15 protein-coding genes are annotated in these 12415 nt (G+C 39.9%); 2 read left to right on the forward strand and 13 right to left on the reverse strand.

Annotated elements, in window-relative coordinates; translation table 11 throughout:
• Window positions 1-243 precede the first annotated feature (243 nt).
• A complete protein-coding gene (locus PQ578_RS16755; RefSeq protein ID WP_273835572.1) occupies window positions 244-1662 on the forward strand; it encodes an aminotransferase-like domain-containing protein in 1419 nt (472 codons plus the stop codon).
• A gap of 85 nt (window positions 1663-1747) precedes the next feature.
• Here the strand turns inward: PQ578_RS16755 and PQ578_RS16760 are convergent, their stop codons facing one another.
• The 11 genes from PQ578_RS16760 to PQ578_RS16810 form a co-directional block, all read right to left on the reverse strand.
• Entirely contained in the window at window positions 1748-1870 is a 123-nt protein-coding gene (locus PQ578_RS16760; protein WP_098446566.1) for a YuzL family protein, read from the reverse strand.
• An 84-nt stretch (window positions 1871-1954) separates the two neighbouring features.
• Window positions 1955-2452, reverse strand: coding sequence for a DinB family protein (locus PQ578_RS16765; RefSeq protein WP_273835573.1), 498 nt, complete (start codon window positions 2450-2452; stop codon window positions 1955-1957).
• A gap of 29 nt (window positions 2453-2481) precedes the next feature.
• The gene (gene rsgA, locus PQ578_RS16770) at window positions 2482-3531 is read right to left on the reverse strand and encodes a ribosome small subunit-dependent GTPase A (protein WP_273835574.1); all 1050 of its coding nucleotides are present in this window, start codon (window positions 3529-3531) and stop codon (window positions 2482-2484) included.
• 321 nt (window positions 3532-3852) lie between these two features.
• A complete protein-coding gene (locus tag PQ578_RS16775; protein WP_273835575.1) occupies window positions 3853-5031 on the reverse strand; it encodes a thiolase family protein in 1179 nt (392 codons plus the stop codon).
• 99 nt (window positions 5032-5130) lie between these two features.
• Window positions 5131-5910 (reverse strand): 3-hydroxybutyrate dehydrogenase, encoded by a 780-nt coding sequence (locus tag PQ578_RS16780; protein WP_273835576.1) that lies wholly within the window; start codon window positions 5908-5910, stop codon window positions 5131-5133.
• 21 nt (window positions 5911-5931) lie between these two features.
• Window positions 5932-7251 carry a GntP family permease gene (locus tag PQ578_RS16785; RefSeq protein ID WP_273835577.1) on the reverse strand — a complete coding sequence of 440 codons (1320 nt, stop codon included), beginning with the start codon at window positions 7249-7251 and terminating at the stop codon, window positions 5932-5934.
• Window positions 7252-7265: 14 nt separating this feature from the next.
• On the reverse strand, window positions 7266-7934 hold the full coding sequence (locus PQ578_RS16790; protein ID WP_273835578.1) for a CoA transferase subunit B: 669 nt from the start codon (window positions 7932-7934) through the stop codon (window positions 7266-7268).
• A gap of 11 nt (window positions 7935-7945) precedes the next feature.
• Window positions 7946-8638, reverse strand: coding sequence for a CoA transferase subunit A (locus PQ578_RS16795; protein ID WP_273835579.1), 693 nt, complete (start codon window positions 8636-8638; stop codon window positions 7946-7948).
• Between the two features lie 233 nt (window positions 8639-8871).
• Window positions 8872-10239: a sigma-54 interaction domain-containing protein gene (locus PQ578_RS16800; RefSeq protein WP_420541576.1), complete on the reverse strand. Its 1368-nt coding sequence runs from the start codon at window positions 10237-10239 to the stop codon at window positions 8872-8874.
• Between the two features lie 187 nt (window positions 10240-10426).
• A complete protein-coding gene (locus PQ578_RS16805; protein WP_273835581.1) occupies window positions 10427-10873 on the reverse strand; it encodes a GNAT family N-acetyltransferase in 447 nt (148 codons plus the stop codon).
• Window positions 10874-10958: 85 nt separating this feature from the next.
• A complete protein-coding gene (locus tag PQ578_RS16810; RefSeq protein WP_160921125.1) occupies window positions 10959-11198 on the reverse strand; it encodes a hypothetical protein in 240 nt (79 codons plus the stop codon).
• Between the two features lie 135 nt (window positions 11199-11333).
• Between PQ578_RS16810 and PQ578_RS16815 the strand changes: the two genes are divergently transcribed.
• Window positions 11334-11690, forward strand: coding sequence for a YuzC family spore coat inner layer protein (locus tag PQ578_RS16815; protein ID WP_273835583.1), 357 nt, complete (start codon window positions 11334-11336; stop codon window positions 11688-11690).
• A gap of 4 nt (window positions 11691-11694) precedes the next feature.
• Here the strand turns inward: PQ578_RS16815 and PQ578_RS16820 are convergent, their stop codons facing one another.
• Together PQ578_RS16820 and PQ578_RS16825 are read right to left on the reverse strand one after the other, a co-directional pair.
• Window positions 11695-12162 carry a hypothetical protein gene (locus tag PQ578_RS16820; RefSeq protein ID WP_165999861.1) on the reverse strand — a complete coding sequence of 156 codons (468 nt, stop codon included), beginning with the start codon at window positions 12160-12162 and terminating at the stop codon, window positions 11695-11697.
• Window positions 12159-12368, reverse strand: a complete 210-nt coding sequence (locus PQ578_RS16825) for a helix-turn-helix transcriptional regulator (protein WP_273835584.1) — start codon at window positions 12366-12368, stop codon at window positions 12159-12161. Before PQ578_RS16825 ends, PQ578_RS16820 begins: the two co-directional genes overlap by 4 nt.
• Window positions 12369-12415: the final 47 nt, after the last annotated feature.

Raw genomic sequence — 12415 nt, forward strand, 5'->3', positions numbered from 1 at the left:
TATCGATTCTCGTTTGAATATTAACAATTAACTGAATGATTAAACTTATTTTAAATTTCAAAAAACTTTCTGTAACCATCCAATTTAGCCAAAAGTATACCATCCAATTTGTCTTTTTCTACAAAAATATCCGTCAAATGGCTTAAAACCTGTGTTTATCGTGAATTTCTCCATTCCAATTTTTTTGAAAATTTTATACAATTCCCTCTATTTTTCTCTATAATAGTAGTGAGGTGGTGGACAATGGCGAGATTTATACTTAATCCAGAGAGCAGCAAACCGTTGTACAAACAAATCGTTGATTTCTATGAGGATTCTATTATAAATGGCTCTCTCCAACCGGGGAATCCTCTTCCTGCTGAACGCGATCTAGCCGACCAACTAGGTGTCAATCGAAGCACTGTTACGACAGCATACGCTGAATTGAGGGCTAGCGGACTCATTACGTCCAGGCAAGGAAGCGGGACACGAGTCAGTTCAGATGCAGCAGATTTCATTCCCAGTCACTCTACAACGTGGAATAAACTTCGAAATCAGCATTTATCCGAAAATACGTTACTATTTACCCATTCTTCTAACTATATGAATGATCCCTCGTTCATTAACCTGAACGCAGGAGAGGTTGCACCAGATTTATGTCTTGCGCGAAATGCTTATGATTTAACTGCTTACACTACTGGTAAAGAACAATTTTCTCCAACTATGTTTCAAACGAAACATATGATCAATCGCTTTATCAATCAATCAGTATCTACTGAAAACATCGTTCTGACCTCTAGTCTTGAACAATCGATACTTTTATCAGTAAAATGCTTTCTAAACCCAGGTGACGTAATTGCCGTCGAAGAACCAATAAACCCTTCCCAATTAAATTTATTTCTAGCTTCCGGCATTCATGTTATTCGCTATTCAGCCAATCACCCTTTAACAAATCATCATTTCCAAAGGGAAGGAATCAAACTAATCATTGCAAATTCAATGATGGAGCACCAATTTTCCATAACACAATCATCAACAATCCAACAAAGAAAAAAAATATTAACACAATGTGAAAAAATCGGTATACCAATACTAGAAATAGTTAAAACGTCTTTGCTTACAAGGTATCATCATAATGATAGCTGCTCATATTATGAACTTGGTACCGATCAAAAACTCGTTGTACAAGTTGGACACATTACTGGTATTTCCCCCGGTTTAAGTATGGGGTGGGTTTTAGGACCGGAGCATGTTATAAAACGTTTATCGGCGCTTCAAATTCAACTTAACATGACCCCTCCTCCCGTTTTTCTTGAAATTGTTCATAACATTTTATATTCAGTTGAAATTCATGAGCATTTTGAAGAGGTAAAAGAAGAATTACGTGCTAGGAAAAAACAAGTACTAAATAAATTAGATGCACTAAAAGACCAAATAACAATTTTGGAAATAGCTGACTCTACTTCCATCTGGTTTGATTTTAAGCCAGCATTAAACCTTCAAGAATTGAGGGATCTACTTCTAGAAGCTCATGTATTGCTGTCACCCTCACTCTATGAAGGTGCTGTAAGATTCAAATTACCTCTTACAACTGTATCAAAGGACAACCTCTTTGAAGCTACAAGCCGTCTCGTTAGCGTACTAAATACTTTACACATCAGGCAGTTTGCAGAAATTTACTAATGGATGGTACTAATAAACAATTTAAAATGGAAGAAAAAGAGCTAAAAACAATCTAAAAAGCGCTGCTCATAGCAGCGCTTCGTTGTTATTTCTTTTTCTTTTTTCGTTTAGAGTCGTACGTTATCCCTACTTCAACTCCTGTTCCCTGTCCTTCTGGTTGGGATGAAGCCAGGCCATTGGTTGTAGGGTTTGCTTTATGTTTTGCCATTCTTCTCACCTCCACCTTATAGCCTAACCCCAGCCTCTCTTTCTTATCCGCTGATTCAGAAGTCGGAGAGATGAGAAAGTTTAGCTATGAGGTAAAGTGGGACAGGGAAAATCCTTGCTCGTTCATAAAAACTTCTACTTGCAACTTATGGTGATCATCGTGCTCAATAAGACCTTTGATATAACCTGTAAGACAGATTGGATACTTCTCAATATAAAACGTGTTGCTCCATTGAATCGGTTCAAATTGCTGAAGGCGGGCCACCACTCGTCTTCGTGCTTTTACAGTTTCAGCAACTAAATTTTCTTTATTTAGACCAGATAACGCATACTCTGCTGCGCGCTGGTTTACTTCTTCAACGTTATCAAGTTTAGGCAAATTAGCTTCCATATCAATAAAAGGAATTCTTTCTTTAAGAAGATAATTGTCCCACATCATGATATGTGAAAGGATTTCAGCTGGAGACCATTTCCCTTGCTTGATAGGCTGAAAGAAGATGGTTTCGCTCATCTCCATCGCAGTCGATTCTAACCAATTAATTAGCGAAGCATAATCGTTTAACACAGAGCGCTCATCCGTCATTTCGTCGTCTCCCTCCTAAATTAAAGACCCTAGCGATTCTTTCTAGTTCGATCTCCAGCGATTTTTTTCCACTTTTTCTTCTCCTCAAGCTGAGCCTTCTTATTTGTTTGTCGCTCAAGAAAAGCTAGCTCACGATGGAACTTCTTATAATTTTCAAGCCTTCTTTCTTCTAACATTCCTTCCTCTATTGCATTTCTCACTGCACATTTAGGTTCACCTTCATGCTGGCAATCTCTAAAACGACATTCCTCTGCAAATGCATCAATATCAGGGAAGCTTTGAGAAAGATGATCGGTTTGCCAGAGCTGAAGTTCTCTCATACCAGGCGTATCAATTAATACACCACCTGTAGGCAGCGTAATCAGTTCTCGACTAGTCGTGGTATGCTTTCCTTTGCCATCATCTTGGCGAATATCTTGTACAATCTGAATCTCCTTGCCGTATAACTTGTTTATGAGCGTAGACTTACCAGCACCTGATGAACCTAACAAAGCTGTTGTCGTTCCCTCTGTTAAATACACTTTTAAGTCATCAATCCCTTTTTCGGTCGCTGAACTCACCACATGAATCGGTACCCCTACAGCTATACCAGAAAGGGCATCTACTTTCCCTTTAATATCTGAGCAAAGATCAGCTTTACTGAGCACGATAACAGGATTTGCACCGCTTTCCCACGCCATGACAAGGTATCTTTCAATACGACTGGGGTTAAAGTCCTGATTTAATGCATTGACAAGAAAAACCGTATCAACATTAGCTACTATAATTTGTTCCTCAGTTGTCGTCCCTGCAATTTTTCTTGAAAACTTACTTCTCCTCGGTAGCAGATCGTGAATTATTGCTTTGTTATCCGTTTTAGGAGCAATAAGGACCCAGTCACCAACTGCTGGCAAAGCTTCACGCCGTGTTACTTCAAATCGGAACTTACCTGAAAGTTCTGCTGCATAAGAACTTTCTCCTGTAGAGACGTTATAACCTCCACGATGTTCTACTATAACTCGAGCTGGTATAAATCCATTTTCTATAGCTTGATAATTTTCTTCAAAGTATGAATTCCAACCTAATGTTATTCGATTCAATTGAAAGCCTCCTGATTAATAAGTGTAAATATGACAAAAAGCCGTACAGTGATGTCGGCTCTTATCCTACAATCAGCGTATGTGATTAGCTGATTGAGTATAAAAAACCATAGACATAGCGACACAGTCGCACAGCCCATGGTTTTTTGATCTTATTAATCAGAAGTAAGAAGAGACTCCTACCTTACCAATTGGACTGTGCACAATATGCAATTAACAATGAATTCATTTTGTTATTTACCATCATGCACAACCCCTTTCCGTATGTTAGTACCATTAGTATACGCAATATTAATTCAATTGGCAATCTTTTCTGACAAATTAAATGATTTCAACCACCATAGCAATTCCTTGTCCGCCACCAATGCAGAGTGAGGCAACCCCATACTTTCCATTTCTACGCTTTAATTCTTTTATAAGCGTATAAAGAATGCGCGTGCCACTCGCACCTACTGGATGCCCTAAAGCAATTGCACCACCGTTTACATTCACTCGTGAGCGATCAAGCTCTAGCTCTTTTTCAACGGCTAGATACTGAGCGGCAAAGGCTTCATTCACTTCAATCAAGTCCATCTGCTGAAGTGTCATACCTGCTTTATCTAATGCTTGCCGTATAGCAGGTACTGGTCCAATTCCCATAATCGAAGGATCTACTCCCGCTATTCCCCAGGAGACAATTCGAGCAAGTGGCTTAAGATTCTTTGAAGAGACATAATCTGCTCCTCCCAATACGACAGAAGCGGCTCCATCATTTATGCCACTTGCATTCCCACCAGTGACAGTTCCATCTTTTTTGAAAGCAGGTTTAAGCCCAGCTAGCTTTTCTGCTGTTGTACCTTCTCGAATATGCTCATCAATCGCAAAGCTTTCCATCCCCTTCTTCCCTTTTATCTCAACAGGGGCTATTTCCTCCGCAAAAATGCCTTTCTCTCTTGCTTCGGCTGCTTTTTGCTGACTTTGGGTTGCATACTCATCTTGATCTTCTCTAGAAATCCCATACTTTACTGCAAGATTCTCTCCCGTTATCCCCATTCCAGTTCCAGTATACTCATCTGTTAACGTAGCCAACAGCATATCATCCATTTTTGGAGCACCCATTTTAGCTCCAAAACGATTTCCTCTTAACGTATAAGGCGATAAACTCATATTCTCCGCTCCGCCGGCAAGGGCCGTTTGACCGTCTCCCATCATAATCGATTGAGCAGCTGATATGACGGCCTGCATTCCAGAACCGCATAAACGATTCACTGTTAGTGCAGGGCTCTCGATCGGTATTCCTGTTCCAAGAGCAATATGACGCGCGAGATAAGAAGCATTTGATGTTGAATGAATCACATTCCCAATGACAGAAAGATCAATTTCACTAGCCTCTATCCCGCTTTTTACTAGCGCTTCCTTGCTTGCCGTAATTCCTAAGTCAGTTGGACTAATATTTTTAAGTGAACCTCCAAACGTTCCAAATGGCGTTCTCGCACCTTCCAAAATAAAAACATCTTTCATGTTTTCCCCTCCATTCTTCTCTATTTTACAAACAAAAGGAAAGCGTTTACAAGTTTTTTAAAGGGAATAGATTTAACTATGGTTCACTCAAAGAATCCATTATTGTGCCGTGTATCCTCCATCAATGACCACTGCCTGTCCTGTAATCCCTTTTGCCTTGTCGCTTGCTAGAAACATCGTGTAATCTGCAATTTCCTGCACTGTTAACAGACGCTTTTGTGGAACGAGTGGATAGATCACTTCTTCTAGTACCCTCTCTAATGCTACGTCTCTACTTTTAGCTAAATCTTCAAGCTGACCTCTTACTAGCGGGGTATCGACATAACCTGGACAAACAGCATTTACCGTGATGCCTTCTTCAGCTCCTTCAAGTGCAGCCACTTTTGTAAGACCAATCACACCATGCTTCGCACTATTGTAAGCAGCTTTTCCTGAGAAGCCCACAAGTCCATTAATAGAAGACATGTTAATAATTCGACCACACTTCTGTTTCTTCATAATCGGAAAAGCTAGCTTAGTTGCAATAAACGGTGCAACAAGCATTACTTTTGTTAACAGTTCAAACTTTTCAGTTGGGAATGTTTCAATACTTGAAACGTGTTGAAGACCTGCATTATTAATCAAAACGTCTAACCGATCAAACTTTTTTAGCGTTTGAAAAAATAATGCCTCTACTTCGTTTTCTTTCGTTACATCACAGTGAATTCCAATCGTATCCATACCATTTTCTTTTAGTTCAGCTGCAGCCCTTTTGACCTTATCCTCATCCAAATCACTAAGGACAACCTTTGCACCGTTCTCTGCAAACACTTGCGCTAGTTCCTTCCCGATCCCGCTCGCTGCTCCAGTAATTACAACTACTTTCTTATTTATTAACAACAAACTCCCTCCTTTTTCATACTAGATTCCAAGTCCGAGGCTGAATAATAGAATAGCAAGAGCAAGTCCTATAAGAGGGACGATGACTGTAAGCGCTCCTACTGCACCGTATGCATCCTGGTGAGATTCTCCACATATGGCCCGAATCGTTGTTACAACATAACCATTATGAGGCAATGAATCAAGTGCACCAGAAGAGATCGCAATTGTACGATGAAGCGCTTCTGGATTCACACCAGCATCAATATAGTGAGGAGCAAGGATTGGAAGAGCGATCACTTGACCACCAGATGCTGATCCTGTTAATCCAGCAATTACACTTACTGCAATTGCACCCCCAATGAGAGGACTTCCAGGAATACCCGTCATGAAATCCACTGCCGTTTCAAATGCTGGAACAGCCTGTGCTACTCCTCCAAAACCAACTACAGCCGCTGTATTTCCGATTGCAATCAATGCTCCAAGCGTACCATCAGAAACGGCACGTCCAAAATTCTCGAAGTATTTGCGATTTAACAAATAAGTTGCTACAATCCCTCCGAGTAAAGCAATGATGAGTGCTGATTGCTTTAAACTATCATGGAAAATGAAGGAGATAATCAATACGATAACAAGTGGTACAAGTCCAAGTAATGGATTTGGAAGTGGACGATTCTCTACTTCAGGATCTTCCTTTCTCGCTTCAAATCGTTCTCCTTTTGCTACAGCTTTCGAAATCATACGTTTTAACCACCAGTAGCCAAAAAGCGCCATAAATAATGCAACTACTAAACTAACTTCCCACCCTGCATAAGGACTAGTATTTAAATACTCGATCGGAATCCAGTTTTGAATTTCTGGAGATCCAGCAGATGTCATAGTGAAGGTAACTGAACCAAACGCAAGTGTCGCCGGTATAAACCGACGTGGTAAATCTGCCTGTTTAAATAAACTAACTGCCATTGGATAAACAGAGAATGCGACAACAAAAAGACTGACACCGCCGTATGTTAAAATCGCACAGGCTAGAACGATAGCGAGCACCGCCTGTTTTAATCCAAGCTTTTCTACAACCCATTTAGAGACGCTATCTGCCGCACCGCTATCTTCCATGACTTTCCCAAAGATTGCTCCAAGTAAAAACATAGGAAACCAAGAAGCAACGAACCCTGAAAATCCTCCCATGTAATTTCCAACGAAATTCGGAGCTCCTTCTTCCACAAGCTGTGGGAAAAGTGGTAATCCACTCAGTACTGCGACAACGATCGCACAGAGAGGTCCCGCAACTAGTAGATTCATTCCTTTCATCGTAAGGTAAATGAGAAGTAATAACCCACCAATTAAACCGATCATACTTAACATACTAGCCCTCCTTCTTAATACGCATTATATTTCAGTGTTGGTGATACTTTGATGACAGGTTCTGTTGATTGTTTAATATCTTCCAAAGTGTATCCCGATGCAATTTCTTGCACCACTAACCCACTATCAATTACGTCTAGCACCGCGCGATCAGTAATAATGCGATTGACGACGCTTTTTCCTGTCAATGGGAGCGAACAGCTCTTTACGATTTTAAGAGCACCGTCTTTATTGACATGGTCCATAATAACCGTGATTTTCTTTGCTCCATGAACAAGATCCATTGCCCCGCCCATCCCTTTAATCATTTTTCCTGGTATCATCCAATTTGCAAGGTCACCTTCTTCAGATACTTCCATCCCTCCGAGTATCGCGAGATCAATGTGCCCCCCTCGAATCATCCCGAACGATTCTGCGCTATCAAAATAAGAAGCGCCTTGCATTTCTGTTACGGTCTCTTTCCCAGCATTGATGAGATCCGGGTCCACTTCACTCTCTTGTGGATATTCTCCAATTCCAAGAAGACCGTTTTCAGATTGAAGGACAATCACTTTATCATCTGATATGTAGTTAGCAACAAGAGTGGGGATCCCGATGCCAAGATTCACATAATAACCGTTTTTAATTTCTTTTTCTGCTCTTCTTGCGATTCGTTCTCGTACATTACTTTTAGTTGACTTCATCCTTATCTCTCCTATCTGTTACGAATGGTTTTTCGTTCGATCCGTTTCTCCTGCTTTGCTTCAAGAAGGCCCTGAACATAAATTCCTGGCGTATGAACCTGATCTGCATTCAGTTCACCTGTAGCTACTATGTTCTCAACTTCAGCTAAAGTGATTTTTCCTGCAGCTGCTATCATTGGATTAAAATTACGCGCTGTCTTGTTATAAACAAGATTGCCTGCCTCATCCGACTGATAAGCTCTAATCAGACTGTAGTCTGCATATAAGGCATGCTCTAAAACATATTCTTTTCCACGAAACACTCGTGTTTCTTTCCCTTCAGCTACCTTCGTACCAACCCCTGCTGGTGTATAAAAAGCGGGAATACCAGCACCGCCAGCTCGAATTCTTTCAGCAAGTGTTCCCTGCGGAATTAACTCAACTTCAAGCTCACCTGCCAGCACCTGCCGTTCAAATTCTTTGTTTTCTCCCACGTAGGATCCGATCATCTTTTTAATTTGGTGGTTTTTAAGTAGAAGTCCAAGCCCCCAATCATCCACACCACAGTTGTTTGAAATAATCGTCAGGTCTTTAACTTCTGATTCTACTAACCCTAAAATCATTTGCTCAGGAATTCCTACTAATCCAAAGCCCCCAACCATTAAAGTTGACCCATCAGCAATTTCGCTTACTGCATCATAACCACTCATATAATGTTTTTTCATCATCACAACTCCTTTTTTCTTCTTCATAGATTAGTTGCAAGAATCATGCCATAGTGGGAGAGTTCACAAAATTGTAAGCGCATTCAATGATTGGGTGATTTATTTACTTTTCCTACATTCCGTTTTTTCGGAAAAAACGACGAATTAGTCTTCATTTAATCGTCAGAACGTCATCGTTTTCTAGAAAAATAAGAAATTCCAGAAATCCGGAACGAATTCCGGATTTCTGGAATTTAATTAAGATTATACTTCTTGATTTTGTCATATAAGCTTGTTTTCCCTATACCAAGTATTTCAGCCGCAATCATTTTATCATTCTCACATTGAACGAGCGTTTTCCGGATCGCTTCTGCTTCAGCCTCTTCTAAAATATCTCTTAACTTCCTATTTCCCGCGATGATGCCCGCTTTATCTTTTAAGTAATCGGGAAGCGACTTGACTTCTATTGTTTCACTACGTGTTAAATGAACAGCAGCTTCTAGCGCATTCTCTAGCTCTCGAGCGTTACCAGGCCAATTATGCTTTTTTAATAATTGAAAGGCTTCCTCTCCAATTCCTATGACGCGCTTCCCAGCTTTCATGGAAATTTTATTTACAAAAGATTCTGCAAGCGTTTTTACATCTTGAATTCTTTCTCTTAATGGTGGAATATGCAATTGCATCACATTGATTCGATAGAATAAGTCTTCGCGAAAGCGACGTTCCTCTACCATCGCTTCTAAAGGTCGGTTTGTAGCTGCGATCACTCTTACATCAACTTTTTTCGATGATACTCCGCCAACACGCTCTACTTCTCTATCCTGCAGAACACGTAATAATTTCACTTGCATATTAGGTGGCATGTCTCCAATTTCATCTAGAAAAATAGTACCCGTATTAGCAAGCTCAAACTTTCCAGGCTTACCTCCTTTTTTCGCTCCAGTAAAAGCACCTTCCTCATATCCAAAAAGTTCAGATTCAAGAAGTTGATCCGGTATGGCACCGCAGTTCACTTTAATAAAAGGTCTATTGCTACGCTCACTAAGTTGATGAATACTATGCGCAAAAAGTTCTTTGCCTGTTCCACTTTCACCACGAATGAGAACCGAAACATTTCCGCTTGCTACTTGCTTCACCTTCTCTTTTAAACTCTGAATCGATTCTGTTACACCTACAATATCATATAAGGAATAATTCGCGCCGTTTTCCCTCGCAGACCCGCTACGGTAATATTCCAGTTCGGATAATAGCTCCTTAATATGGGTATTCATTTGCTTCCACTGTTCCGTATCGCGAAAAATAACTGTACCAACAGCTCCGACTAGTTCTTTGTTGTGATAAATGGGAACACGATTGGCAATCATGTAGTTTCCACGAATATACTGCAAGTCCGCTATTTCTACTTTTCCACTTCTTGCAACAATATGCATGCGTGTGTTCTCAATGACATCCGTTACGTGCTTACCAATAACTTCTGAGCTATCCACTTCTAGAAATTCACAATACGTTTTGTTCATGAAATTAATAGTGCCTTCCTTATCTACAACGACAAGCCATTCGTAAGCGTTATCAATTATTGTCTCTAACATACTGCACTTCTTCGTTAGCTCACCGGGTTTCACGTTAGCCACTCCTTTATCGCATCTACTAACCATTGTAACATTGAAATCATGTTGCTCTTTTAACAGGAAATAATTTAACTCCATTCATCTTTGTTTCAGCAGAAAAAAGACCATCTTTTTTAGACGGTCGTCTTCCACATGGAATATTCCAAAAGATCCATTTCCTCACATTCAAAATATATCTTGCTTACTCTATCTCGTAACTTAGTCGAATCATATCCCGACAAGGAATTCCGTTTTCAATAATAGGTTCAGGGTAGTGATCAAAAAACCCTTCAATAATCTCTGTTATACGAAATTGACATTTTTGGTAGAGCGCTAATTGATCGAGACTCGAATTTCCAGTCCCAATTAAAACCTTCCTTGCTCCATGATCCCTAGACCTATTAATTGCATCATGAATAAGAAGTTTCCCTATTCCCTCTCCCCTTCTATCTTCCCTCACAGCAATATTCATAATCTCAACTTTTTTGTCCTCTTTTATTACTAAAACATAGACGCCAATTACTTCCTCTTCTTCCGCCGCAACGTAACAGTATCCCTCTTTCAAATAATGTTCGATATGAGTCAGAAATGGATCAGCTTCAAGTAGAAGCGCATAAGGAAATGCCTTCGTTATTTGCTTTATCCTCATTATGGATTCTCCTTGCTAGTTTCCGATTATAGGCTTATCATACGTTCTACATTTATAAAAACAAAAAATCGTGCCTTGGCACGATTTAGGTGTACTTGATTTTTGATGTGATGATCGCACTGATGACAAATGATAACACTAAACTTATAAGATCAATAGGATTATATAAAAGACCGAATGTCACTGTGCCAGTTAATTCCTGCCCCTTACTCCAAGCAGTTAACCACTCTGGTTGAAAGACTGCATTCACAATCGAACCAATAATTAAATTTAAGATGAAATAAAGGCATACAAGGCTAATCGTAAAAATAATATATTTCTTCAAAACATCATGCTCCTTCTCAAACGTCTTCTGAATTATTGTAACCTGTTTGAAACAGATTTCACAAATTCAAAGTAGACGCACACCTTTTTAAGGAACGTAATACAGTAACAATATCACGTATGCAGGAGGACGATAATGGCATTTAAAGACGATCGTTATAGCAAATGGGCTTATTCTCCCTATACTTATCCTTATTACCGCAACTTTCCTCCTATTGAAGTTACCCGTTTCCAGCATTCAGCTGTAGCGTGTACGAATCTTATGAAGGAAGGACAAAAACTTCTGGATAAAGTGAATCAGGATGCTCAATTTGCTCATGAATTAAAAGATGCCGCTCAAAAAAATGATCAATCTCATGTTCATGCCTTGATTCAGCGTGCCGGTATCACTTCTCCCTTCCACATTGCCTATACACCAGATGCCCTTCGTGTCGATCTTAACACTGGAAACGAAGATAGTTGTAGCGAGCTAACTGTGAAGCTTTGCTGGTAACCGATCATCTCAACTTTCTACGAAGAGAAAAATAGAACACGCTAATTTGAACAAATGGTAAGAATAGTAAGACAAGAATAGGATAAGCCGGAAATTGCTTTGACACTACCGGTTGCAAAGTCATTGCTGCAATTAAAAGTGGTGAAGTAAACATCATGGCAATATAGGCATTTCGACAAGCGTGAGCTGTTAACGTTTTTTCCCGTTCATCATCTTCACACAGTTCGGAAGGAAGTAGGAGAGCTTCTTTCCATCCTTTGTTATTTCTTCTCTTATTACGAGTAATCATGAATCCGATGATGCTAACAATCAGGAGAGTAATAAAAATAGGCGTAATATTAATGATGACATCATCTCCACTTCCACTCATTAACCGTTGGAATTGAGACGCTGCATCGTAGTACGTAACCATTGCCCATCCAAAAAGTCCAAGAACAATGACATTCATCATGTAAATCACAGATAACTTCATTCTGATTCCTCCTGTAATTGAAATACTTCTTCCATAACCATGTCAAATTCACGACAAATCTTCATTGCTAGTAGTAAAGATGGGACATACTCTCCCTTTTCCACAGCGGCAATCGTTTGTCTTGTCACCCCAACTTTTGAAGCCAGCTCCTGTTGTGTGAAGCGAAAACGTGCCCTTAATTCTCTAATTCGATTGTTCAGCATCATCTTAACTCCTCACATATCTCTTCTCTTATAAATCTATTCTATACCAA

The organism is Guptibacillus sedimenti, from assembly GCF_028610665.1.
In the GTDB taxonomy this organism is placed as follows: Bacteria; Bacillota; Bacilli; order Bacillales; family Guptibacillaceae; genus Guptibacillus; species Guptibacillus sedimenti.

Excerpts from the sequence above, each read along its gene's own strand:
- PQ578_RS16775 (WP_273835575.1), bottom strand. The coding sequence starts at position 5,031 with ATGAAAGATGTTTTTATTTTGGAAGGTGCGAGAACGCCATTTGGAACG.
- PQ578_RS16795 (WP_273835579.1), bottom strand. The coding sequence starts at position 8,638 with ATGAAAAAACATTATATGAGTGGTTATGATGCAGTAAGCGAAATTGCT.
- PQ578_RS16790 (WP_273835578.1), bottom strand. The coding sequence starts at position 7,934 with ATGAAGTCAACTAAAAGTAATGTACGAGAACGAATCGCAAGAAGAGCA.
- PQ578_RS16755 (WP_273835572.1), top strand. The coding sequence starts at position 244 with ATGGCGAGATTTATACTTAATCCAGAGAGCAGCAAACCGTTGTACAAA.
- PQ578_RS16760 (WP_098446566.1), bottom strand. The coding sequence starts at position 1,870 with ATGGCAAAACATAAAGCAAACCCTACAACCAATGGCCTGGCTTCATCC.
- PQ578_RS16820 (WP_165999861.1), bottom strand. The coding sequence starts at position 12,162 with ATGAAGTTATCTGTGATTTACATGATGAATGTCATTGTTCTTGGACTT.
- PQ578_RS16825 (WP_273835584.1), bottom strand. The coding sequence starts at position 12,368 with ATGATGCTGAACAATCGAATTAGAGAATTAAGGGCACGTTTTCGCTTC.
- PQ578_RS16815 (WP_273835583.1), top strand. The coding sequence starts at position 11,334 with ATGGCATTTAAAGACGATCGTTATAGCAAATGGGCTTATTCTCCCTAT.
- PQ578_RS16785 (WP_273835577.1), bottom strand. The coding sequence starts at position 7,251 with ATGTTAAGTATGATCGGTTTAATTGGTGGGTTATTACTTCTCATTTAC.
- PQ578_RS16805 (WP_273835581.1), bottom strand. The coding sequence starts at position 10,873 with ATGAGGATAAAGCAAATAACGAAGGCATTTCCTTATGCGCTTCTACTT.
- PQ578_RS16765 (WP_273835573.1), bottom strand. The coding sequence starts at position 2,452 with ATGACGGATGAGCGCTCTGTGTTAAACGATTATGCTTCGCTAATTAAT.